At 50.7% G+C, this 24,047-nt stretch carries 18 protein-coding genes, 1 pseudogene and 1 riboswitch; of the genes and pseudogenes, 2 read left to right on the top strand and 17 right to left on the bottom strand.

All coding sequences use genetic code 11. The annotated features are described in order from the left end of the window. Positions 1–18 precede the first annotated feature (18 nt). From NST99_RS08200 to NST99_RS08135, 14 genes and pseudogenes are all read right to left on the bottom strand, one after another. Positions 19–1,467 (bottom strand): PTS mannitol transporter subunit IICB, encoded by a 1,449-nt coding sequence (locus tag NST99_RS08200; RefSeq protein ID WP_341090975.1) that lies wholly within the window; start codon positions 1,465–1,467, stop codon positions 19–21. Positions 1,468–1,925: 458 nt separating this feature from the next. Then, positions 1,926–4,544, bottom strand: coding sequence for a phosphoenolpyruvate synthase (gene ppsA, locus NST99_RS08195; RefSeq protein ID WP_341090974.1), 2,619 nt, complete (start codon positions 4,542–4,544; stop codon positions 1,926–1,928). 234 nt (positions 4,545–4,778) lie between these two features. Further along, positions 4,779–4,902 (bottom strand): annotated as a pseudogene (locus tag NST99_RS08190) (DUF2975 domain-containing protein); the annotation flags it as partial. Between the two features lie 207 nt (positions 4,903–5,109). After that, positions 5,110–5,973 (bottom strand): aldo/keto reductase, encoded by an 864-nt coding sequence (locus tag NST99_RS08185; RefSeq protein WP_341090973.1) that lies wholly within the window; start codon positions 5,971–5,973, stop codon positions 5,110–5,112. 107 nt (positions 5,974–6,080) lie between these two features. Further along, positions 6,081–6,395 carry a DMT family transporter gene (locus tag NST99_RS08180; RefSeq protein WP_341090972.1) on the bottom strand — a complete coding sequence of 105 codons (315 nt, stop codon included), beginning with the start codon at positions 6,393–6,395 and terminating at the stop codon, positions 6,081–6,083. 1 nt (position 6,396) lies between these two features. Beyond that, on the bottom strand, positions 6,397–6,729 hold the full coding sequence (locus tag NST99_RS08175) for a DMT family transporter (protein ID WP_445745018.1): 333 nt from the start codon (positions 6,727–6,729) through the stop codon (positions 6,397–6,399). Positions 6,730–6,835: 106 nt separating this feature from the next. Then, a riboswitch (guanidine-I (ykkC/yxkD leader) is annotated at positions 6,836–6,943 on the bottom strand. 79 nt (positions 6,944–7,022) lie between these two features. Continuing rightward, positions 7,023–9,035, bottom strand: coding sequence for a beta-galactosidase (locus NST99_RS08170; protein WP_341090969.1), 2,013 nt, complete (start codon positions 9,033–9,035; stop codon positions 7,023–7,025). Positions 9,036–9,056: 21 nt separating this feature from the next. Beyond that, on the bottom strand, positions 9,057–9,884 hold the full coding sequence (locus NST99_RS08165; protein WP_341090967.1) for a carbohydrate ABC transporter permease: 828 nt from the start codon (positions 9,882–9,884) through the stop codon (positions 9,057–9,059). Beyond that, entirely contained in the window at positions 9,881–10,765 is an 885-nt protein-coding gene (locus NST99_RS08160) for a carbohydrate ABC transporter permease (RefSeq protein ID WP_038587842.1), read from the bottom strand. The genes NST99_RS08165 and NST99_RS08160 overlap by 4 nt, the downstream gene beginning before the upstream one ends. A 100-nt stretch (positions 10,766–10,865) precedes the next feature. Continuing rightward, complete coding sequence (locus NST99_RS08155) at positions 10,866–12,170, bottom strand: ABC transporter substrate-binding protein (protein ID WP_341090966.1); 1,305 nt, start codon at positions 12,168–12,170, stop codon at positions 10,866–10,868. 79 nt (positions 12,171–12,249) lie between these two features. Then, positions 12,250–13,335: a response regulator transcription factor gene (locus tag NST99_RS08150; RefSeq protein WP_341090964.1), complete on the bottom strand. Its 1,086-nt coding sequence runs from the start codon at positions 13,333–13,335 to the stop codon at positions 12,250–12,252. Further along, on the bottom strand, positions 13,328–15,112 hold the full coding sequence (locus tag NST99_RS08145; protein ID WP_341090962.1) for a sensor histidine kinase: 1,785 nt from the start codon (positions 15,110–15,112) through the stop codon (positions 13,328–13,330). The genes NST99_RS08150 and NST99_RS08145 overlap by 8 nt, the downstream gene beginning before the upstream one ends. A 167-nt stretch (positions 15,113–15,279) precedes the next feature. Further along, positions 15,280–16,623: a glycoside hydrolase family 30 protein gene (locus NST99_RS08140; RefSeq protein ID WP_341090960.1), complete on the bottom strand. Its 1,344-nt coding sequence runs from the start codon at positions 16,621–16,623 to the stop codon at positions 15,280–15,282. A 217-nt stretch (positions 16,624–16,840) separates the two neighbouring features. Then, positions 16,841–19,111, bottom strand: coding sequence for a glycoside hydrolase family 3 C-terminal domain-containing protein (locus NST99_RS08135; RefSeq protein ID WP_341090959.1), 2,271 nt, complete (start codon positions 19,109–19,111; stop codon positions 16,841–16,843). 112 nt (positions 19,112–19,223) lie between these two features. Here NST99_RS08135 and NST99_RS08130 point away from each other — a divergent pair, with 112 nt between their 5' ends. Both NST99_RS08130 and NST99_RS08125 read left to right on the top strand, forming a co-directional pair. Then, a complete protein-coding gene (locus NST99_RS08130) occupies positions 19,224–20,501 on the top strand; it encodes a helix-turn-helix domain-containing protein (protein WP_341090958.1) in 1,278 nt (425 codons plus the stop codon). Between the two features lie 67 nt (positions 20,502–20,568). Next, on the top strand, positions 20,569–20,985 hold the full coding sequence (locus tag NST99_RS08125; RefSeq protein ID WP_341090957.1) for a hypothetical protein: 417 nt from the start codon (positions 20,569–20,571) through the stop codon (positions 20,983–20,985). A gap of 152 nt (positions 20,986–21,137) precedes the next feature. Here the strand turns inward: NST99_RS08125 and NST99_RS08120 are convergent, their stop codons facing one another. From NST99_RS08120 to NST99_RS08110, 3 genes are all read right to left on the bottom strand, one after another. Next, positions 21,138–21,440, bottom strand: coding sequence for a hypothetical protein (locus tag NST99_RS08120; protein WP_341090955.1), 303 nt, complete (start codon positions 21,438–21,440; stop codon positions 21,138–21,140). 31 nt (positions 21,441–21,471) lie between these two features. Further along, the gene (locus tag NST99_RS08115; RefSeq protein WP_341090953.1) at positions 21,472–22,551 is read right to left on the bottom strand and encodes a DUF418 domain-containing protein; all 1,080 of its coding nucleotides are present in this window, start codon (positions 22,549–22,551) and stop codon (positions 21,472–21,474) included. Positions 22,552–22,654: 103 nt separating this feature from the next. After that, entirely contained in the window at positions 22,655–24,001 is a 1,347-nt protein-coding gene (locus tag NST99_RS08110; protein WP_341090952.1) for a TolC family protein, read from the bottom strand. Between the last annotated feature and the right edge of the window lie 46 nt (positions 24,002–24,047).

Genomic DNA, 24,047 nt, shown 5'->3' with positions numbered 1-24,047 from the left:
TTTCTATGCTTGTTCCATTTACTTTAAACGTTCCACAAGCTCATCATATTTAGGGCTCTTCAGGAAATTGTCGATGGAGATATGCTCTGCTTTCGGATTGCTGGCAACCGCCCGGTCCGTCAGTGTTTTCTGGGTAACCACGATATCAGCATCCGCAGGAATTTCGCTGACTGCGGAATTGACAACCGTAATATTGACTCCGGCAGCCTGCAGTTTTTTTCTTAGCACGGATGCGCCCATCGCGCTGGACCCCATACCTGCATCACAAGCGAAGACGATTTTGTTCACATCAGCCTTGCCGCGGACATTTGCCGCTGTAGTTACAGTTGCGGCAGCAGCAGCGGTTTGCGCTGCAGTCCCTGCCGACTTCATGTCTTTCAATTTTGCCGCAGCTTCTTCCAGATTCATCTCTTCTTCGTTGTTCTTCTTCACAGTCTTAAGGAGCAGTGTAGCCAGCACAAAGGATACAGCTGTGGCAACAATGACACCGGCAAGCATTGGCACATATCCGCCCTTAGGTGTCATGGCGAAGTAAGCAAAGATACTGCCTGGCGATGGAGAAGCTACCAGACCTGCTCCCAGCAATTGCAATGTGAACGTTCCAGACACGCCGCCGCCGATAACAGCCAGGATCAGTCGTGGATTCATCAGAATGTACGGGAAGTAAATTTCATGAATCCCCCCCAGGAAGTGAATGATAACTGCACCTGGTGCGGAAGCCTTCGCCGAACCGCGTCCTACCAGCCAGTAAGCAAGCAGGATACCCAGCCCCGGTCCTGGATTCGATTCCAGCATGAACAGTACCGACTGTCCCAGTCTCTGTGATTCTTCCAGCGCAATCGGTCCGAGTACGCCGTGGTTGATGGCATTGTTCAGGAACAATACCTTTGCCGGCTCAATGATGATGTTGACGAGCGGCAGCAGGTTATGGTTAACCAGAAACTCCACACCATTCGAGAGGATATTGGTCAAGCCTTCGACCAGTGGTCCGATTCCCTTCAGCGCAGCAATGGACAAGCCGCCGCCGATGATGCCGAGCGAGAAGTTGTTGACAAGCATTTCGAACCCGGCTTTGATCTTGCCGTCAACCGCACGGTCGAATTGCTTCAGGACCCAGCCGGCCAGCGGGCCGACGATCATAGCGCCGAGGAACATCGGAATAGAAGAACCGACGATAACCCCCATCGTGACTACTGCCCCGATAACACCGCCGCGTTTGCCGTGTACCATCTGTCCGCCCGTATACCCGATGAGCAGCGGAAGCAGAAATTTAATCATTGGATCTACTAGAGCTGCAAGACTTTCATTTGGAAACCAGCCTGTTGGAATGAATAAAGCCGTGATTAAACCCCATGCGATAAAAGCGCCGATATTCGGCATAACCATACCGCTGAGCATGCGGCCGAATTGTTGAACTCTCACCCTTGTACCGCCGGATGAAGTTTGTGTCGTTGCCGTTGTGGCCATTTAAAATGCCCCCTTAATATAAATTAAATGGGATGCCTTTATTTAAGATTTCTTTAAAGGTAATCCCCTATGCACACAGCGTAAATCAAAGCGCTTTCTTTGTCATCAAATTGAAAACACGGTTTCGTCATGAACGTTGTTGACAACATTTAAGAGCTGCTGCTACAGGCTTTTGGACATGCATCCGGCTTATGGACACAAGAAAAAAACGGCCCTGCCATCCTCAGGGGATGGGGTCCATTTCTTTAGCAAATTCAAAAATAATTTATGGCGTGAAGCCTAAACATCCTTATATTTACAAAAAAAACGGAAGTCTGCATCAGCTGCAAGACTCCCGTTTAGGGTGTGCTTTATTTAGATTTCCAATCCGTTGTTTCCGATCATATTCTGATACCAATAAAAGCTTTAGCATGCATACTGAGCCCTAACTATATGGTTATATTTCAGCTCTGTATGTGTTACAAAAGTTCTATATACCCCTCTGTTCCATGCACGCGAATTTGTTGCCCATCTTTTATCAATTTGGTCGCATTCTCCACTCCCACAACGGCTGGCAGGCCATATTCACGTGCGATAACGGCTCCATGGGTCATCAGCCCGCCCACCTCCGTAACCAAGCCTTTGATGGATAAAAACAATGGAGTCCAGCTGGGGTCGGTAAAAGCGGTGACTAGTATATCGCCATCCTCCAGATCAGCCTCTTCTATACTCAGAATTACACGTGCCCGCCCCTCTACAACGCCTGAAGAAACAGCGAGGCCCACAACAGCTTCGGCGGGGATATTTTCTCGTTTGTACTGACCCGTAATGATTTCACCATCAGAGGTGATAACACGTGGCGGAGTTAGTTTTTCATATAATCTGTACTCCTCTTTTCGTTTGTCAATGATTTGGTAATCCAGTTTATTTGTGCGTATGGTTTCCTGCAATTCTTCAAAAGAGAGATAATAAATATCTTCTTTTTCATGAAGAAGGTTGGCTTGCACGAGTCGTTCCGCTTCCTTTAGTAAAGCCTGTTTATAAATGAAGTAGCGACTAACAATGTCGTATTTCGGATATTCACGATAACCGATAAAATTCCGGATCTGGCCGATAATTTGTTTTGTCTCTTCGGCTTTTTGTTCACCACCCGGTAATTGTTTCAATCGGGCTAATAAGTCCTGTTCTTTTTTCAACGCTTCCTGTCGCCCTTGCTCAAATTTCCGTTTACTGGCGCCAGGTTCAAGGTTTTTGATATTACTGAGGATCATAGGTACCAGTATATTTGGTTTTTCACTCCAGCGTGTTCTTGTAATATCGATCTCCCCGGCACATCGCATTCCATATTTGTCGAGAAAAGCTGCAATAACATCACGCACCTGCTGCCCACCTTCGAATTGAACCAGTTTATCCAAAAAGTTATCATCCTTTACCTGCTGTAAATACTCAATTATTTTCGGATAGGGACGAATCACATCTGCAACATCCAGTAACTCCATACCCATTTCAGAAGTGACGTTGTTAGGCACAGACAGGGAAAGTGTGTCTGCTACGTTTTTTTCACCTAACCATTCATTCATTTTTTCATTGATCCATGCTGAAGCATGCATGCCGGCCATAACCACATTCAAATTCTTCAGATCGGACGCTCGCTGCCTCCGTTGCTGCATATCTTCCAGGATACAATCAAATACATCCAATCCTGATTTCGTTTGGATATTATGTTTTAACGCTGATATCGATGTCTCACTGCTCTTAATCAAAACAGCAACAATTCCCGGGTTATTTCCTGCTTCTTCTAGAATATCCGCAGATGACATCCCCTTATGGCTTTTAACGGGCCCCGGTTCGCTTTTGTCATATGGGTCTGATTTAATAAAATCTCCCCGCTCTATGATGGTAATAAGCGCGTCTTTTATGAGCGGATCGGAGTGCCCTAGAACATCCAATAAATTTTGCCTGCCAGCCGGTGAAGCCAGGCCCTTCGTGATATCCACAAACAGCCTTCCACCACCAGTTCTAAACATGGGTGCGTTACCTGTTAACTTCCAAACAGATATCCCCAGCGGTTTAATAGGATCAGTCATCATTTGCTGATGGCCGACAGATACATACACATGATTCTCCTGGTCATTTGCTTCAGGAATGGGATATAAAGTGGTGATCGGCCGGCTCTGGACAATATAAAATGTATCCTCAGCCAAACACCATTCGATGTCTTGGGGGCAGCCGAAATGTTCTTCGATCTGTCTTCCAATGCGTGCCAGCTGCAAAGTTTGTTGATCCGTAAGGGTTTGCGTCTTTTGCTGATCAGGATCGAGCTGCTTGGTCTCTGTACCGCCTTCTTTTCGTCCATAAATAGCCATTTTTTTGGTTTCTATTCTCTTGCTGACGACTACCCCATCCTGTACTTGATAACAATCGGCAGATACCAAGCCGGAGACCAGCGCTTCTCCAAGTCCGAAACTGGCATCGATAGAGAGCAGCTTCCGGTTGCAGGTAATGGGATCAGCGGTAAATAAAATCCCAGAAGCCTGCGGGAACACCATCCTTTGAACGATAACAGATAAATAAACTTGGCTGTGATCAAATCCATTCTGCATTCGGTAAATTACCGCGCGTTGCGTAAATAAAGAAGCCCAACATTTGCGGATATGCTCCAAGATGGATTCTTTGCCGATAATATTTAAATAGGTGTCTTGTTGACCAGCAAAAGAAGCATACGGCAAATCCTCAGCAGTCGCACTAGAACGCACGGCATAAGCATATTCATCGCCAAACTTGGAGAGATAGTAAACAACTGCATTCACAACATCGGAAGGAATGGCTACTTCCATAATGGCCTGTCGAATCTTCTTGCTGATTTCATCAATCTGTTCCCGATCTTCTACTTTAAGCGTAGTTAGCCGATCTAACAAAGCATGAACCCTTTCGTTTTGTTCGATGGCTTTTTGATATCCCACTGTTGTAACACAAAACCCTTCTGGCACTTGTATTCCTTCCATTTTGGATAATACCCCTAATTGCAGCCCTTTTCCGCCAACAAGCAAAAGCTGAGTGTTATCCATTTCTTGAAAATCGAGAACCAGTGAATTCATTCAACATCTCTCCTAACCATTAGTTCAGAAAAAAATCATTGACAAATCAAAGTTCTAGATGTACTATAAAAGTAAGGTTAATAATTAATTATTTTGTTTTTTGTAATTTGTCAATAACGCTATCGATTATATCATAGTGTTTTTTTGTGTTCAATTGTTTTCTCTAAAAAAGAGATGATCCTTGAAATTATCAGGGTCATCTCTTTTTGTGTTCAGTTGAACCCTATGCCCACTTCAGACCGTTAAATCATTTTCTGATTTAATATTAATAGCTTCTTGTAAAAGTCTTTGGCGGATCAACTCTCCTTCCCATGAGATAGTAGAGTGGCATACCTATCAGGTACAAGGTACCGATTGTGAAGGTAATTTCTCATTACTAAGAAATGCTTTACTTTAAAATGTTAAATTAACAACTTATTCAACAAACGATGAGGCGCACCGCAAAGCAGCGATCCTCCAATAACAGGAGGATCGCTGCTCTGTTGACTATTACGGTTTTGAGAAAGAATGTGAGCTGTCTCCGCTCGTAGGATATCCGCTTTCGGGGCAGCCCCTTTAGATGGTTTCAGATCATATCCAGTGGAACTCTCCAAGCCGGCTGCGGAAAAGCCTCGTCCAGCTGCCACAGCTCATCGGTGCTGAGCTTGATTTCCCCTGCTGCCGCATTCTCGGCCACATGCTGAGGGGTCGATGCTTTAGGAATAGCGATTACGTCGCCTTCCCGGATGCTCCAGGCCAGCAAAATTTGCAGCGGTGTCGCTCCGTGTCTAAGGGCAACCTCCTGCACCGCAGCATTCTCCGTCAGCCCTTTTCTCAACGTGCCTGCCTGTGCCAGCGGAGAGTAGGCCATTACGGGTATTTTGTGGCTCCGCTGCCAGGACAGCAGTTCATGCTCAATACCTCTGGAGCCCAGGTGGTAGAGAACCTGATTGACAGCGCAGCGGTTGCCTCCGGGGATGCGCAGCAATTCCCGCATATCGTCCGTGTCCAGATTGGACACGCCCCAGCGGGCTATTTTTCCGGCAGCCACCAGTTCCTCCATACCTTCCACGGTCTCCTCCAGCGGAATCTTCCCCCGCCAGTGCAGCAGATACAGATCCAGATGATCCGTACCGAGCCGCTTCAGACTATCCTCACAGCTGCGGGCCAGCTGATTCTTGCCTGCGTTTTGCGGATACACCTTGGAGACCAGAAATACGCTGTCACGGATCCCCCGGATCGCTTCGCCGACAAGCTCTTCCGATCGGCCGTCCCCGTACATTTCTGCCGTATCTATCACACTAAGGCCTAACTCTACCCCATGCCTCAGTGCAGCTATCTCCTCGGAACGTCTGGAAGCATCATCACCCATACACCAGGTTCCCTGCCCGATTCTCGGCAAGTCTGTTCCGTCCGGAAGTTTAATCCGCCCGGGGATATTTTCATTCATAGTGGAAGTCTCCTTATACGATGGATTAAGTACTACTTACTATACTTACCATGTTACATCATTCGAAACATCGTACAGGTGTCTATTTCTTTAACATATCAGCGTCGTCAGCCTACCAGTTTCAGGCCGACTGCAGCTCCGAGAATCAGAATAATACACATAATCCGCCGCAAATCCCGGGCTTCACCATAAAGCAGCATGCCCAGAATCGCTCCACCGGAAGCACCGATCCCTGTCCATACCGCATAGGCCGTACCCATCGGGAGACTTTCCATGGCCAGCGACAGCAGCAGAAAGCTGCCTCCGAATCCGAGAACCAGCAGGGCAACCGCCTGCCAATTGCGGTCCCGGTGTAGCCTCCCTATCATTGCCACACCGAACATTTCACAGCACCCGGCAGCAATCAGCATTAACCAAGCCATTTTAGGACACCTCCTTCTCTTTAGAATCACCGGTCACAAGCTTCAGCCCGATAACCCCCGCCAGCAGAATCAGCACCAGTACCAGCTTCAGCGGCTTGAACGGCTCACCAAACCAGAGGATATCCGCCAGGACGGTCCCGGCTGTGCCGAGTCCGACAAATACAGAATAGACCGTACCTACGGGCAGCTTGCTGCTCGCCGAGATGATCGTATAGAAACTGATGATAATGGCCACTGCCGTAACGAGCCACTCCCACGGAGCCGAAGCGTGCTTGAGCCCGATGACCCACACGACCTCGAAGCAGGCAGCGCCTGCAATCTTAATCCATGCCATACTGTTATTCACTGCCATTCCCTCCTCTTCCCCTAAATAGTTATGATACAAAACTCTTAACCGCGGAAACAAAATAAGCCCGGAAGGCCATCGTCTAATTGACGATACCTCCCGGGCTTTTATCCCTCCGTGTAGACATGTACATCGTTGTACATGCGTTTTCCCTCGGACCAGACCAGCCTGTAGCAACTGCGGAACCCTAGAAAACAAAACATCTGATTAAGTTACATTGAATACTAGCAAATACCGCCGATAAAAGCAACCCTCTATTATTCCCGGGGCCGCGTCCGGTCTCATTGTCCGCTTGAATGCTCCAGCAGGATGCGCACACCCCAAGGCTCAAGCTCAACCCTTTCCTCAGGGTGAAGCTCTTTTCCGGACAACAGCTCTGCTGCCGGGCCATGCCGGTACACCATAGACACCGGCTCATCGCTGTAATTGAAATAATAGCGCACCCTCTGCTGCTGCCGGTTCACTCCTGTCTTGACAATCAGCGGAAAAGCAAGCTCCTGATCGGGCCCCCATAGTCCGGCCTCCTGGGCAGCGGATTTCAGGATGCTGCCCGCCAGCCCGCTGCTTGTCATGCAGCCGATATAGGTTGCCGTACCGTTTCCGAACCTGTTGCGGGTGACGGCCGCATATTCGCTCCAATGAGGATGCTCATAACGGAGCAGCACCTCCGCCGTATCTGGTGTAATCAGCTCCATCCATGTATTCACCGCTGGATCTGCCGCACCGGTATCCAAAGCTTCGCTGCGCAGTGTCACCTCATGCGGAGTCACAAACATGCTGTAGCTGATTCCGCAGGCCTCGCTGATGATGCCCGGCTGCACCGCCGTGCGCACTTTGAGAGCTTCATCCGCGAAGCCGGATTTGAAGGAATAGACGGCATGGCCTCCCTCACGCACATATTCATTTAAGCGCAGCAGCGCTTCATCCGGAACCGCATAAAGTGCCGGAACAATGATGAGGCTATACCTCGAAAGCTCGGTACAGCCGGGCTGAATGAAGTCGCATTCAATATTCATCCGGTACAGCTCATCGTAAAGCCAGCGAACCACATCATTGTAGTTCCTGCCATCCGGCAGCTTGAACCATTCCATCGCAGTCAGGGCTTCATTGCTGACCATTACCGCAGCCTTGTTATCCTTGCGCAGGTCCACCAGCGCCTGACTTAAGCGGGCAAAATCCCGGCCGATAGTCTTGGCCTCGTTGTATACCGGATTCGGCTTGAAGTCGTGGCTGAGCAGCCCTTTCCAGTAGGTCTCAAACGAATTATGAATGGAATGCCAATGCCAGTAAGCCACCATATTTGCCCCGGAGGCGAGATGGCTGAAGGCCTGGAGCCGCAGCTGGCCCGGATAGGGTGTCCAGTGGGGAAATGCCTGGGCCTGCGTCTCCAGTACAAGATAATTGCTGCGCTTCAGGGAACGGGCGATATCCCCTCCGAAGGAGATTTCCGTTCCGGTCAGCTCATGCTGCGAGGGATGGTAAATATCCACTCCGGCGATGTCGAAGGCTTCAGCCGCGGCAAAATGATCCACGGACGGCTGTACGCCATACGAATAGCCGCGCCATTCAAAATCAAAATTCTGTGTGACGAATTGTCCCGGCTGCTTGTACTCGTTCACCAGCGACACCTGCCAGGCAAGAAACGCTTTCACCAGACCACGCTGGAAACGGGCGAATTCCGCACCCAGGCTGCCGTTGATTGTGCCGACAGCGGACGGAAAGTCCTCCCAGCTGTTAATCCGGTTGCTCCAGTAATCCAGCCCGAACCGGTCATTGATCTCATCCAGTGTTCCATACTTCTGCCGCATATGCTTAACAAACAGCAGCTGCACATTCTCTCCGGCTGTCCCATAGTGCTTCGTCTCGTTGTCTGTCTGGTAGCCGATGACCGCCGGATGCTTGCTGACCCTGCCGATCAGCTTGCGGATGATCCGCTCCGCATGGAACAGGTAGACCGGGTTCGTTATATCCATGATCTGCCGTGCGCCATACCGGCCGGGACCGTCCGCCGTTACAGCCAGCACTCCGGGATGCTCTTTGACCAGCCATGTGGGAACGGCATAGGTTGGTGTCCCGACAATTACGGAGATTCCTGCGGCATGCATCGCATCCAGCACCCGGTCGACGGAAGAGAAGTCGAATATCCCGTTCTGCGGCTCATGCGTGCTCCAGGTCGATTCGGCGATGCGGACGGTATTGATCCCGGCCTCCAGCATCATGGCAATATCCTCATTCAGCCTCTCATAAGGCATATATTCATCGTAGTAGGCGACGCCGTAACGTAGTTGACTCATTACTCTGATGCTCCTCTCGCTTTAGCCTTTTATTGCCCCTTCGGCAATGCCCTGCATAATAAACTTTTGGAAGAATCCATAGATAACGATCACAGGAAGCGCAGTCAGCACCAGCGCCGCCAGAATCAGCGACCACTCCTTATTGTACTCTCCGAACAGCGTGTTGGTCGATAGAATCAGCGTATATTTGGTAGAGTCGGTGAGCATCAGCAGCGGCAGCAGGAAGTCATTCCAGATCCACAGGAAGTCCAGAATCGCAATGGTTACCGTAATCGGCAGCAAGAGCGGAAAGATGATACGGAAGAAGGTCTGGAACTCGCCGCAGCCATCAATCCGTGCCGCTTCCTCCAGCTCGCGGGGGATCGACTTCACAAAGCCGTGGTACAGGAAGATCGCCATGTTCACTCCAAGACCAATGTAGATCACAGCAAGGCCGTAGGTGCTGCCGCTGACATGCAGTGCTTTGGCCATCCGTGTAAGCGGAATCATAATCGAATGAAACGGTACCAGCATGGAAGCAATGAATAGCGAGAAGAGCGCCGCGCTAAGTCTGCCGGAGGTCCGGGATAGCTTGTAGCCGGCCAGGGCAGCGCAGAAAATGATGCCTCCAATACCAATGACTGAGACAACAACCGAGTTCAGGGTGCTGCTTAGCAGGTTGATTTTGCTAAAAGCCTGGCTGTAGTTCTCAAAGTGCAGCTTGGTCGGCAGCGCCGTGAAGGAAGCGAACATCTCGCCTTGGGTTTTCACGGAATTGATAATTGCCAGATAAATCGGGAAAAAGGACATGACAGCGCCGATACAGAGAAACAGTGTGATAAATAGGTTGGCTCCCTTTCTCAGTCTCATGCTTCCACCTCTTTTCTCTTCATGACACCGATCTGGATAAAAGTGAAGAGCAGGATAATCACGAACAGGATCACCGATTTGGCGCTGGCATACCCGTAGCGGAAGTTATTGGAGAACGCCTCTTCGTAGATATTCATCGTAATGACCTGTGTACTGCGTCCCGGACCGCCGCCGGTAAGCCCGTATACCACCTCAAATACCTTGAACGCCCCGTTCAGAGTAAGGAAAAAACAGATCGTAACCGCATGCGTAATCATCGGCATCGTCACCTTGCGGAACGTCTGGAACGGGCTGGCCCCGTCAATGACGGCAGCCTCCTTCAGGCTTTGCGGCACCCCCTGCAGGGCGGCCAAATATATAATCATCATATAGCCGACGCCATTCCACAGCGATACGATAATGATCGAATAGAAAGAAACACTGGGATCTCCGATCCACAGCTGGTCCAGGAACGAGGCTGCCGTCTTCTCGGCAAGCTGCGGCAGCACTTGGGAGAACACGAAGGTCCACATAAAAGCGCTGATGATGGTGCTGATCATATTCGGCATGAAGAAGATCGTCCGGAAAAAACCTTTGGTTCTTGTTTTTGTCTCAATGAACACGGCAAGCACAAGTGCGAATACATTTTGCAATACGATCATGAACAGCACGTATTTCAGTGTAAAGAGCAAGGCGTGCACGAAATCCGGGTCCTCGCGCAGCGCTTCAATGAAATTGCCAAGGCCGATAAAAGAATAATTGCGGTTCAGCCCGTTCCAGTCCGTGAAGCTGTAGTACATGCCGCCGATGGTCGGAATCAGCAGAAACAATGAATAAATGATAAATGCGGGTGCAACGAAAGCAAGCAGCGAAACAACACTTTTATAGCGCTTGACCGGCATAGTATCCGCCCCTCTCCCTCTGTGGTGTGCAAAGCAAACGGGATGGAGGAAGGAGGGCCAGCGCCCCCGTTTCTTCCATCCCGGACTGTAAAGCTGTAGCTTATTTGTTTACCTTGTTGTAGGATTTCCAGGCTTTGTCGAGCGCCTTGAGCACATCATCCTGACTCATTTGTCCGGCATAATATGCCTGCAGTCCTTTGCCCACCTCATCCTTGACGGATTGCGGAATCGCCGGGTCCTGCACCGACTTGCCAGCTTTGACATAGGTAGTCGCTTCGGCGATCCAAGGATAACTCTCATAGGTGTGCACCGTGGACACCGGATTGAATTTCATTGCCTGGAATAAGCCGTTGGAGGCTTGATCATCCAGCACATAATTCAGGAAATCAAGCGCAACCTCCTTGTTTTTGCTGGTCGGGGATACCGCGAGCGAAGTCGAGGCGCTGAGATTGATCAGGGTCGCATCCGCATTGTCGCTGATCGGCAGCGGAGCAACACCGAAATCCAGATCCGGGTTCGACTTCAGAATGGTTTCGGCATACCAAGGTCCCATCAGCCACATGGCTCCTTTGCCAGCGGCAAATGCCGCCGCACCATCATCGCCGCCGACTTCAGTGGCCTTCGCCGTGCCGTTGTCGTTGATGAGATCGAACACATCAAAGATCGCGGATTTCATCTCGGTAAAGGAGCCCTCATCTTTGTTCATCTTGTTCACGAATTCAGGGTCCGCAGTTTTCATCATCCCCCCTACAGCCAGCGGAAGCACCAGCTGCGGAATCCATGATTCCTTATAAGAGAGCACGAACGGCGTCACGTTCTTCGCCTTCAGCTTCTCAGTTACAGCCTTCATCTCTGTCAGCGTTGTCGGCGGGGTCAGGCCATTCTCGGCAAATATGGTCTTGTTATAGAGGTAGCCCCAGGACAGGGTTTCCAGCGGCAGCGCCACAACCTTGCCGTCCGTAGTGGTTACAGAGGGCTTCACGCTGTCCAGCAGCTTGCCGACGAAGGGCTGATCTGTCAGGTCTTCAAGGTATCCGGCCTTGTAATAGGATGGAATTTCGTTCACAGCATGGATAGCGAATATATCAGGTGCATCATTGGAGGCCAGGCGCGTCTTCAGAATTTGCGAGGCATTGTCCGCCGTCGGCATTTCGAGCTGTACGGAAACATCAATATTTTTGTCCGCTTTCTCTTTCTTCACGAACTCAGCAATATAATTATCATATTGTTCCTTAAAGCGCGGCTGCGCGATGAACATCTTCAGGGTAACGCTTTTGGCTGTACCGCTGCCTGTATTTCCTTCTTCTGCAGCATTGCTGTTGTTTGTACCGTTATTGCTGCCGCAGCCGGCCAGCAGCGTCGCGGTGAGGAATGTACAGAGTACACCTTTGGTCATCTTGTTCATGTTGTAAGACCTCCCAATGTCTATGTTTTGTTTACGCTTTCATTGTATCTTTATTATGAAAGCGGTTAATTGGACGGAATTACCCTTTCGGATTGGACATTTTTAAACCGGCTGCTTGCTTGCGCATCTCACCGGGGGCAACGCCGTAATGCTTCTTGAATACTCTGTAGAAATAGCCGACATCCTCATATCCGGCCAGCTCTGCCACCGTCTTGATCGGAATGCTCTCCTCAGCCAGCCATTCCTTCGCCTTCTCCATCCGCAGCTGCAGGATATAATCCGTAACATTGCAGCCATACTCCAGCTTGAACACCTTGCTTAGATATTCCTTGCTGACGAAAAAAGCTCTGGCCAGCGCTTCCAGCGTTACCGCTTCGGCAAAGTGGGTATTAATATACTGCCGGACCTCATCCAAGTTCAGCTTATTCTTGAACTTGCGCTGTCCGATCAGCTGTTCCAGACTTGTCCCGTAGAGCTGTTTCAGATACGCGGCGGTGCTGCTCCCGGACAACAATACCTCACGGGGGATCTCCGCCTTCAGGACATCCTCCTCCAGTGCGTTGCTCCGCATGAGCTCCTTCAACAGCAGCAGCATTTCACTTGCCGCCTGCCGCAGCATTCCCGGTCTGCCAGAGCCTCCCTGCACCAGTTCCTTCTCTATGCCTTCAAGAACAGCATTGACCCCTACGGGATTCAGCTCATTGAAATGCACCCTCATCAGCTGCTTGTAGGAGGACAGCGAGAAGGATACCTCAATATCGAGGGCATACGGCTCCCGGGCACGGGAGCTCTCCTCCAGCTCCTTCCGGCATTTGCGCAGCACAGCATTCAGTTCCCCCGGATCAATCGGCTTCAGCAAATAATCCACCGCACCGTAGCGGATGGCATTCTGGGCATATTTGAAATCGTCGTAGCCGCTCACAACAATCACTTTAATCTCTGGATAACACTCATGAAGCTTATTCATCAGCTTGACACCGTCCGCGCCAGGCATCCGCATATCGGTGATGACAATCTGCGGGGACAACTCCCCGGCCAGGCGCAGCGCCTCGCTCCCGTCCTCTGCTTCTCCGGCAATCTCCATGCCCAGTTCATCCCATAAGCCAAACGTCCGCACAATGTCACGGTTCCAGCTCTCATCATCCACCAGCAGTACTTTAAGCATGGTTCGCACCGTCCCTTTCCAGTGGTATTGTTACAGTCACCTTTGTGCCTTGCCCCTGAATGCTATCTAGACCAATCCCGTATTTCCCGCCAAAATGCATCTGAATCCGTGAAGCAACATTGCTTAAGCCAATCCGCTCCCCATGCGTCCATAAATCACCGTTGCGCCGCTCCAGTCTTCCCCGCAGCTCCGCCAGCTTATCCGGCTGCAGCCCGATCCCGTTGTCGCAGATGGTAATGACCGTGTCCTCCCCTTCACAAGTTACCTTGACCTCCAGCACCCAGGGGCCCGACTGCTGTTCCAGCCCATGAAAAAAGGCATTCTCGACAATCGGCTGCAGGCTCAGCTTCGGAATCAGACTGTCCGTCGCCTGCTCATCCACTTCAATCGCATAGCTGAGCCGGGCCGCGAAACGCTGCTGCTGGATCTGCATATAATTGTTCAGATGGTTCAGCTCCGCCCGCAACGGGGCCAAGTCCTCCGGCTCGCGGATGATGTAGCGGAACATGTCGCTAAGCGATCTCAGTACCCCGTAGCTTTCGGCCGGGCTGTTCTTGAACAGCATGCTGCCGATCATCTGCAAGGTGTTCTGCAGGAAATGCGGATTAATCTGCGCCTGCAGTGCTTTAAGCTCGGCACTCTTTTTCTCCAGGCCGATAACATATTCCGTCCGGATATGCTCGCGGATGCGGTACGACATCTGATACAGCTTCGTCTCCAGAAGGCCAATTTCATCAACCCGGTTGCTGAGCCGCACTTCACGCTCCTTCATTAAGCCGAAGCCCTGGATGGACCGGGCCAGGCTAACGATTGGCGTCGCCAGCCTCCAGGCCAGAGTTACGGCGAGCAATATCGCCACGACCACGGTAATGGCGCCTACTATCAATCCAAAGTTCATGGTCGCCAGCGCGCTCTGGTTAATGAAGCTGTTAGGAATAACGGTGACCAGCTTGAGACCCACTGGATCAATCGTATTGTAGAACACATAGGCCTGGTCACCGCGGAAATAGCCCTGCGGCTCACCGGTGCCGGCAACCCGGTCCAGAATGGCTTTCGAAGGAGTCACTCCCCAGGGCTGGTACAGCACCTTGCCGTCGCTACTAGCGATAAATACCGTATGATCGTTGCCCCGGCCTAATAGATTCAGCGTCTGATCCAGTACACCCCAGCGGATTTCCAGGGAGATGCCTCCAAGCTTCTCCTGGTTCTCAAACCGGTTAATGCTGCGGACCAGCTGGAATTTCCCGTTATCGTTGCCGCCAACGGCTATTGTGAAATCCTTATTTTGCTCAAAAAGCAGCTTATACGGAGCAGGAATTCCGGCTGTTGAGGCAATGTCACTCTGCGAGGCGTTGATAGTAAACAGCTTGTTATATTCTTTCAGATACAGCTCCACCCCCACCACATGATTGCCCGCAGAGTAGAACAGATTCGTCAGCGTATCAATAATGTTCCGCTGTGCGGCAAATTGGCTGGACAGGCTGGACTCCTCTACATTCGCGAGGTATTCGCTCAGGTGGGGGCTGATCAGCACGGTATAGATCAGATTATTAAGCTGGGCGAACTGGTCCCCCAGATAGACACCGGTCCATTTCATATTGGAAAGATTCGTGCTGATGACCTCGGCCTCCATTGACCGGCGGCTGTTCTCGGCTGCCAGTGCTGTAATTGTCACAATTGGCACAACAGCGAGGATAATCATAGTCAGAATAAGCTTATTGCGGATACTGCGGCGGAAAGGCTCAGTAAGTTTCATGATCCAACCGGCAACCCTCATTGCTGCACCAACCTCCAAGTTTCACTTGCCATAGTTTGCCCAAGTCAGAATGGAATTTTCTTGGGTTCAACAATTCATGTTAAGTGTTGAATGCTCTAAATTATTTTATCTTAACAAAAAACTAACGCCCCGCGAAGAATGGACGTTAGTTTAAGGAGAATGCCTTGTTAACTAAGGACAAACGTATGGAAGGATTCCGGTTCAAGCTCCAGGGAGTACGAGGAGGAACCACTATGCAAGTGCAGCATCCGCCGTTCCTTGAATGGATTGGCCAGGACGAGCGTGATCCCGCCCAGCGGTGTCCGGAAAGCAACGGCATGGCCGCTCCACGGACCTTTAAGCCCTACTCTTACGGAATCAGGGACGGTAAAACGTGAGAAATGCTTCATCACGTAATACTCCGGATTCACGGTCGCTTGTCTTTGGCCGGGATCAATGGTCAGCAGGGAATTCTGTTCCCAGCCCCAAGTGCTCCTGCCCTTGGGTTCAAGCACCATGTTCCAATAGATATAAGCGTTCACACCGTTCATGAAATAATGCTGATACAGGTTAAATACGTATCTCGCATAAAACCACGTATTTTTGCCATCGCCGCATTCATTTTCGGTCTGCATATACCGCAGCTCCGGGTAGCTCTGCACGGTACGTTGGATGGCATGTTTGCCGGCCCATTGATAACCTACGCCTTTGATATATTTATAGGCTTCGGGATCGCCGAGCACCACCCCGGCGAAGGCATCATGATCGCTTGATTTAGCTTTAAGCCATTCATCCCATGGCTCCGGGGCATTGATCGTCCCCAGCCAAATTTCCGTCTCCAGCCCATGCTTCTCGAATGCCGGGCCAAGGTAGTCGCGGATGAAGATCCTCAGCTGCTCCCCGGTCCAGACGCAGGAAGGAAACTTCTGGTCGGCAACCACCTCATTCTGCACATGCACCTGATGAATCGTTATTCCTTCTGCACGGTAGGCTTCCACGAACTTCACGAAGTAAAGGGCGTATGCCTCAAGCACTTGCGGCTCCCAGCGTAGTGTTCCATAGTTATACGCTTTGGGGAACTTCATCCATGTCGGCGGGCTCCAGGGGGACGCGAACAGCTTGAGGTCCGGGTTCAGCTGCAGGGCTTCCTTGATGTAGGGAATCAGCATCTGCCGGTCACGCTCAATGGAGAAATGCTCCATGGCGTAATCCCCGTCAGTCTCGTTCAGGCTGTACCATTCCAGCGCATAGTCGCTGGCTCCAATCGGCAGGCGGCAGATGCTGAACCGCTGCTCCCCTTCGGGATGGAACAGCTCATGCATCAGCCCCGCCCGTTCTTCCTCCGGCAGATGGCCCAGCGCCACAAAGCCCAATTCGTTAAAGCAGCCGCCGAAGCCTTCCAGCGTCTGGAACGTCTCTGCGGTAACGGTCAGATTAGCGGCTGTCCCGGCTTGTTCTGGACCAGGGATGTTTTGGGCTATCCAAGGTGCTTTTTCCGTGCTGGCAAACCATTTCTGAATTGTATCAGCCATATTATAGGTTCCTCCACAGGTGTAGTTTGGAGCTGTTTTTGATTTGTATGATTACGCTTTCATTATATCCCGGGTCATTCATAATGGAATTGGATAATCCGGCAATCACGGATTGGATTATTTTAACCTGCTAAAAGGCAGCTTCCCTATAGCGGGGCGCTGCCTTTACTATTGCCAACAGGTTAATCCTTCCTGCCAGTGATTCAGCAGACGGCGATTATTGCTCTGCAACCAGCGCGTTCAATTCCCGTAAATCTTCGGCCAAGTTGGCCTCGGTATATTTCCCTTGGCCAAAGCCGATCATCGCACGCAGCGGCATATATTTCATCATGGCAAGGAACATTTCCGGATTATCATCCATTGCATCTTCCAGGCCAAAGATACTGCTGTAATTCTTTGCTTTTTCCGCAGTCAACGGATTTGCCAGCAAATCGCCTACCGTGGTGTTGCGGTGGAAACTTACCGCAATCTTCGTTGTCGAAGTTACCGTAAGTGGAGCGGAGAGCCGGATATCCCGCGATGAAGAGCCTACGGCAATGTTGAACGTTCCGCTTTCCACATGCCAGTCCGCCAGCTTCACGTTGTAATAGGCAAAAGCACGCTTATTCAGGGTAAAGGAGACTTCTCGCTGCTCCCCCGGCTGCAGCTCCAGCTTCTGGAAGCCTTTAAGCTCCTGCAGCGGGCGGATAACACTGCTCTCCTCGTCACTGACATAGAGCTGGACCACCTCTTTGCCTGTCCGGCTGCCGGTATTTTTGACATTCAACGTCACCTGGACAACATCTGTATCCCTGATGCTACTCTTGTCCAGTTTCAGACCGCTGTACTCGAATTGCGTATAGCTGAGTCCAAAGCCGAACGGGAACAGCGGCTCGATTTCTTTTTTATCATAATAGCGGTAGCCGACGAACAGACCTTCCTTATATTCCACCGTATCGCCTTCACCGGGAAAATTGAGAAAGGAGGGATTGTCGCTCAGCTTCTGCGGGAAGGTCTCGGCCAGTTTGCCACTAGGGCTTACTTCACCGAAGAGCAGATCGGCAATCGCGCCGCCAAAAGCCTGCCCGCCCAGATAACCTTCCAGAACGGCCTTCGTATGATTCAGCCAAGGCATCTCAACCGGGGAGCCGTTACTCAGCACCACGATCATTTGGTCTTGAACTTCAGCCACCGCCTTGATCAGCGCCTTATGGCTCTCAGGCAGCGACAGATGGCTGCGGTCATACCCCTCCGATTCATAGCTGTCAGGCAGTCCAAGGAACAACACCGCAGCATCTGCGCCTTGTGCTGTTTCCTGTGCTTCCTTGAGCAGCGCACTGTTGATTTCATCGCTGTTCAAGTCATAGCCCTGTGCATACAGGAAGCTTGCGGAACCGCCGGCCACCGCCTGCATTTCGGCAAAAGCATCATCCAGCTTCGTCGGATTGACATGCGAGCTGCCTCCGCCCTGGTAACGCGGCTTTTTGGCGAATTCGCCGATAATGGCAAGCGTTCCGCTCTTGGCAAGCGGCAGAATATTATCTTCGTTTCTCAGCAGCACCATACTTTCCCGGGCCACCTTTCGCGCCAGCGCATGATGCTGCTCCAGATCGAACGCTGCATTCTCCTTGCGGTTCTCCACTCTTTTGAAAATAAAGGACAGCAGCCGCTCCACAGCTTTATCCAGCGTCTCCATGGACAGCCCCCCGCTGTTCACTGCAGCCACGATTTTGGCATCACCAATGCCTCCGCTTGACGGCATCTCCAGCTCAAGCCCGGCCTGCAGCGCCTTCACCCGTTCATTGACCGCTCCCCAGTCGGACACGACGAAGCCCTCAAAGCCCCATTCCTCTCTAAGCACCTTCGTCAGCAGTGTTTCACTTTCGGAAGCGTATTCACCATTTAGCTGATTATAAGAGCACATTACACTCCAGGGCTGGCTTTGTGTCACTGCGCCTTCGAAGCTGGCCAGGTAAATTTCCCGCAGCGTCCGCTCATCAATGATTGCATTCGTAGACATTCTGCGGTGCTCCTGGTTGTTGGCGGCAAAATGCTTCAGCGAGGTGCCCACGCCCTGGCTTTGCACTCCCTGGATGTGGCTGGCGCCCATTTCCGATGATAGATAAGGGTCTTCCGAGAAGTATTCGAAGTTCCGCCCGTTCAGCGGGGAACGTTTAATATTGGTTCCCGGTCCAAGCAGGACCGCTACATCCTCCGCCTGGCATTCCTCCCCGAGCGCCTTGCCGACCTCATGAATCAGCTCACGGTCCCAGGAAGATGCAAGCCCGGCTGCGGATGGAAAGCAGGTTGCCGGTACACTATTGTGAAGTCCGAGATGGTCGGCGCTCCCTTGTTGCTTCCGCAGTCCATGGGGACCGTCGGTTAGCATCAAAGAGGGAATGCCCAGCCGCCCGATGCCTTTCGTGTGCCAAAAATCCAGCCCGGAGCAAAGTCCGGCCTTTTCTTCCAGTGTCATTTGCGAAATGAGGTTTAAAATGTGAGTTGTCATCATATGCCTCCTCGAAATAGGTTTTTCTACTCCCATTCTAATATACTTCAACCTGCATTTATGGTATTACTATTGTATTATTGGTATTTTCATTGGATCAGGAGGGGGATGGATGAAGATGTTAGACTACCTGGAGGAAACAGAGGGATTGCAATACATCTGCAAATTAATCTACGAAGCTTACCGGATTCCGGTCTGCTGGCTGGACACTGCAGGCAACCTTCAACTGGCGCTCCCTCCTTCTATGGAAGAACGGCCGGCTGCGCCTACCCACTCCGGGATGCTGGCTGAACTTACGGAGTTCGTCTCTGGAATTGAGCACAACCATCCCCGAAACACCGGGGGGACTTCCTTTTTGCCGTATCTGCACACTACCGGTTTTCTGGAAAATTTTATTATGCTTAAGCTGCCTGCAGAGCTTGGGACTGGCGGAACGATAATACTCGGCCCTTCACTGGCTGCTTCAATGACCGAGACTACTGTAGCCAGCCTGATGAATGACCACAACCTCCCGCTTGGCCATGTGGAAGAGTGGCTTCAGTATTACCGCGGCCTGCCGGTGCTGAGCCGGACGAGATGGTACCATGCCGCCCTGCTACTGTACTCACTGGTCAACGGACAAGCCCTTTCGGTCACAGAGCTGCTGCTTGCCTCAACCCATCATGAGCCTGTGCAGCATACGGAAAGCCGTTCGGATCTCGATCACTCCTACCGGCGTGAGAACACCTGGCTGCATCATGAGCCGATGCTCGAACGGGAGATGTTCCGCCATATCGTAATCGGAGACAAAGCAGGACTCCTTCGGTCCCAAGCCTCCTTCTCTGAGGAAAGCTTCGGGCGGCTCTCCAAGAAAAGCCAGCTGCGCAGCAAAAAAAATCTGGCCATCTCCTCCATCACACTGGCAACCCGGGCCGCGATCGACGGGGGCCTGTTCTGGGAAATCGCCTATACACTGAGCGACTTCCACATTCAGCATATCGAAGAACTGAAGGATATTCCCGCCGTTGACAAAGCCCAGCTCGCGGCTCTGTGCGATTTCGCCGATCATGTACGCGACAACCGCCGATCCAAGTTGTCCCGCACTTCTGCACTATGCCAGAACTATATTTTCAACCACATGTACGAGGAGCTTACTCTGAACAAATTGGCTGAGGTGGCCGGTCTGAATGCCAGCTATCTCTCTCAGCTGTTCAAGAAGGAGAATGGAATTTCTGTCAGCGATTATATCCAGCGGGAGCGGATTGAGGAGGCCAAGCGGCTGATCGAGCTGCCCGGGGTCACGTTGTCGGATATCGCCACCCGGCTTCATTTCAACGACCAGAGCTATTTCACGAAAGTCTTTAAGAAATATACCGGAGTAACACCCAGGCAGTTCCGGCATGACCGCTGAATTATCTACTAGATGCGTCATTCTCCTGTGCAATTAAGGTGCAGAGCTGCAATAATATGGTACAATCTTGGTAAGAAACCTTGAAGGAGCGATTACTTTGGGCATCGGTATTGTTTTTATTGGGGTGTTAGTGTATGCCGTCGTTCAGGCGGTTATCCGTGATAACGGCAGGAAACATGGCGGCGGCAACCGGCTGCGGAACCGAAACAACACGTCTGACAATTATTTCTTCCCCGGCGCGGATCCAAATCTCTTTACGGGCGACAACGACAACAACAATCACACCCGCAATCACCATGACGGAAACAGCGGGAATGGCGGTCATCACGGTCACAGTCATCACGGTCACAGTCATGGCGGGAGCAGCTGGGACAGTCATCATGGCGGGCATGGCGGCTGGGATGGCGGCGGACATAGCGGCGGGGGGGATTCCGGCGGGGGGGGCGGAGATTCCGGGGGCGGTGGTGGTGGTGGTGGCGATTAAGCTTGCCTCCAACTTATATAGTGTGCAAAAAGAACTCACAGGCTTAGCCCTGTGGGTTCTTTTTAAATACAGTCTTGGTTCCTATTATATTAAAACAACTTACTTTCATACTCTGTCACTCTACGATAGAATGTGACTTCTTCATTCCGCTCCTATTGAGCCTTCTTCAACCCAAAAAGGAAGTAAAGCTGCTCTTTGGATAACTTTCGAATAGTGTCTATGCTATTGAGAAGCTGAAATTTATATTGCAGATCCAGTTCCTCTTCCTTTGAATCCGTTGAGATTCCCCTTCCCTCTTCAATGTTAAACATTGGTGAGAAATAACTGAGGGACTCCTTCTTAGCTTTTAACGTCACATCAAATGATTTGCTGGTTCCATCATGAAGTATTACATCATACGTTCCTGAAACTGCAATAATGTCACTAGAGTAGGAGTCGATCTTCAAATTCTTCAAATTCGCTTTTTTAGATACCAGGTATAAAATTTTAGAAAAACTTCCTCATAATTAATTCAATGGGCCCCCGTTCCTTCCATTTCCTCCAGGTAGATGAAAAGAGTATCGCCAGCACGAAGTAAGCACAGCCATAAGCGACTGCAAATGGAAGTGTTCCGTTCTCCAAGTACCCTGCCACTTCAAGAAAACCCAACCCGATAACCACGTGCCCTATATAATGGGACAACGATAGCTGCCCGGTATGGATAATTGCTTGGGTGAACAAGGAATTTCTGAATGCATGCACGATATACAGGCTAATCGCAATGATAGCCAGAGCAGAACATGTTCCAGAGAGAACATACAGCAATGTTGGAGGCATGGGTTTGGTCCCAAAAAGATAAGCTGCGGAGTCATAGTCTAATACAGACGATGTCCCTTGAATCAAAGAATAAGAAATAGCTTCAATAACTATGGTTCCCGACACTGAATAGAGCAGCAGCTTCCGTCGGTTCTCCTCGGCCAGCCAATGCTTTCTGCCGATCCACAGGCCAATCAGAAAAAAACAACTCCAAGGAAAAAACGGATGGAAGCCATTATAAATTAAATTCCGGAGAAATCCGTTCAGCGTCCAAAAATCCGTATATTGGTGAAAGCCGGTGTCCCAGCCTTTACTGTAATCAAACAGAATCAATGACAGCTCGGATACCAGCAGAATCACTGAGAACAAACCGAGTATTTTATTATCAGATACAGTAATCATAGCTGCGCCCACAAGCATGAATACCGCATAATAATGTAAGATGTCGGCGCTCCAGCCTATCAGCAGCAATAGCAAGCCGCAACCAAGCAGAAATCCGGAACGTTTGTACAAGCTGAGGCGATTTTGACGAATAATCTCCTTATCCATCGATCTTCTTGCTTTCGCGGTCATCAAAGACACTCCAATACCTGCCAGTATAATAAACAATGAGGAGGCTCTGCCTTCAAAAAGACCCGCCAGCTCCCTTAACCACGACGGGCCGTCATTTTCTGCCTGCATTGCAAGCTTATAGTTAACGATGATCATCCCAAAGATCGCCCAGGCTCTTGCATAATCCAGTGCAGTAATTCGCTGTGTCGATGGATTCACGTCCAGTGTTCCCCCTTCACAATTGGTACTTTCGCCGTGCCCAGCCTGAACCGCCCGGCCACAACCTTATGCTCTGGCATAAATCCGAAGTGTTTCCCGATCTCTATTGTGCAGCAGGCAGAATAAGTCCTTTCTCCATCGCTTCAATCTTGCCCAGTATGCCAAAATATTGCAGCTCCAGCAACCCCGCTTTCGTTTCCGCCTGTTGGACCATGAACCGGGCGTTGTTCAAATCGCGCTGCGGTACACTCCCTGCTTCAAACCTCCTGTTGACATTGGCGAAATCGAAAGCCGCTTTATCCACTTCCCTCTGCGCGGAGAGAGACTGCCGGTAAACATCGTCCGCCCCGGCGTAGACGGCGTTGATATTTTGGTTCAGTTGTATTTTGGTTTGCTTGATCTCTTCCTCGGTCATTTGCACGATCTGGCCCAGGCTTTCCCTGGCGTATGCGTTCGGTGTAGGAGTGAACTTTTGATCCCGTCTGGCTTGATTAAGCGTATTCCAGAGACGTTTCAACTCAAAGGAATGAACCAGAATGTCCTCGCTGCTTTTGCGGATCACCGGCTTGACTTCGGGTAGTGGAATTTCCTCCATCATCATACTCGGGTTATAGCGAATACCGAGATCGAACGACAACTGGAGCAACCCCAACCTGTAATTTGCCAGCATTTTATCCAGTTCGACACCCTGATTATTGCGCTCCGCCTCCAGATTGCGGTAATTCTCCGCCGTCATCATGCCCTGCCCGACCAGTATTTCCTGCCGATTCAGCTCTAAATCCAGAACCTGAAGTCCCTCTTTCAGTAACGCTGCTTGCTGTTTGAGCGACAGCAACTGAATATATTGGCCGGTGACCTGTAGTTTGGTTCCCTGTACAGCCTCTTCCAGGTCAAGTGCTGATTGCAGCTTCTCATGCACTAGCTTTTTCACTGCGCTCTCCAACTGAACCCGCTGGGAAATCACCATCTCATTCATGCTTTCCACTTGTGCAGACATCAGGCCGTTAAAAACAGTGTTTATCTCCATAACCGGCCCCATCCAGAATAGCAGCTGGGGTTCAGCATCCGCAGGGATCAGGTATTTTTTATTCTCAAGTATGCCCTCGGGAGTGACCGGAAGGGTATAGGCATCCTTTTTGGCATATTCGAGACCTTGAATTTGTGCCTTGTAATCTTTCTGTTGAGTAATCAGAGCCGTATTCTTCAATTGCAAAAGTGACAGATTAAATGAACTGTCGATTGCCTGTGACAACGCTGTCTGCAAATTGAGGCGGTCAAGCTCGGCCAATGCCCGCGGATTGACAAAAGTGGACGGAAGCCGCTTATCGGTAGTCGCTTCTTTCCCGTCCTCCGTGACAGCCTGCGCCTCATTGTCAGCGGCCAGTGCCGACGGCAGCACAGAGGTGAACAACAATAAAGCAAATAATGCTGAAAGAAACACTTTGTTCATATCCTTAACTCCTTTCAGTATTTTGGCGGAAAGACTTAGTGACCGG

Origin of the sequence: Paenibacillus sp. FSL L8-0470 (assembly GCF_038008625.1) — a bacterium.
Lineage (GTDB): Bacteria > Bacillota > Bacilli > Paenibacillales > Paenibacillaceae > Paenibacillus_AQ.
The sequence above is the reverse complement of the archived record's forward strand: the minus strand, read 5'-3'. Positions and strand labels throughout refer to the sequence as shown.

Excerpts from the sequence above, each read along its gene's own strand:
- NST99_RS08200 (WP_341090975.1), bottom strand. The coding sequence starts at position 1,467 with ATGGCCACAACGGCAACGACACAAACTTCATCCGGCGGTACAAGGGTG.
- ppsA (WP_341090974.1), bottom strand. The coding sequence starts at position 4,544 with ATGAATTCACTGGTTCTCGATTTTCAAGAAATGGATAACACTCAGCTT.
- NST99_RS08185 (WP_341090973.1), bottom strand. The coding sequence starts at position 5,973 with ATGAATGAAAATATCCCCGGGCGGATTAAACTTCCGGACGGAACAGAC.
- NST99_RS08180 (WP_341090972.1), bottom strand. The coding sequence starts at position 6,395 with ATGGCTTGGTTAATGCTGATTGCTGCCGGGTGCTGTGAAATGTTCGGT.
- NST99_RS08175 (WP_445745018.1), bottom strand. The coding sequence starts at position 6,729 with ATGGCATGGATTAAGATTGCAGGCGCTGCCTGCTTCGAGGTCGTGTGG.
- NST99_RS08170 (WP_341090969.1), bottom strand. The coding sequence starts at position 9,035 with ATGAGTCAACTACGTTACGGCGTCGCCTACTACGATGAATATATGCCT.
- NST99_RS08165 (WP_341090967.1), bottom strand. The coding sequence starts at position 9,884 with ATGAGACTGAGAAAGGGAGCCAACCTATTTATCACACTGTTTCTCTGT.
- NST99_RS08160 (WP_038587842.1), bottom strand. The coding sequence starts at position 10,765 with ATGCCGGTCAAGCGCTATAAAAGTGTTGTTTCGCTGCTTGCTTTCGTT.
- NST99_RS08155 (WP_341090966.1), bottom strand. The coding sequence starts at position 12,170 with ATGAACAAGATGACCAAAGGTGTACTCTGTACATTCCTCACCGCGACG.
- NST99_RS08150 (WP_341090964.1), bottom strand. The coding sequence starts at position 13,335 with ATGCTTAAAGTACTGCTGGTGGATGATGAGAGCTGGAACCGTGACATT.
- NST99_RS08145 (WP_341090962.1), bottom strand. The coding sequence starts at position 15,112 with ATGAGGGTTGCCGGTTGGATCATGAAACTTACTGAGCCTTTCCGCCGC.
- NST99_RS08140 (WP_341090960.1), bottom strand. The coding sequence starts at position 16,623 with ATGGCTGATACAATTCAGAAATGGTTTGCCAGCACGGAAAAAGCACCT.
- NST99_RS08135 (WP_341090959.1), bottom strand. The coding sequence starts at position 19,111 with ATGACAACTCACATTTTAAACCTCATTTCGCAAATGACACTGGAAGAA.
- NST99_RS08130 (WP_341090958.1), top strand. The coding sequence starts at position 19,224 with ATGAAGATGTTAGACTACCTGGAGGAAACAGAGGGATTGCAATACATC.
- NST99_RS08110 (WP_341090952.1), bottom strand. The coding sequence starts at position 24,001 with ATGAACAAAGTGTTTCTTTCAGCATTATTTGCTTTATTGTTGTTCACC.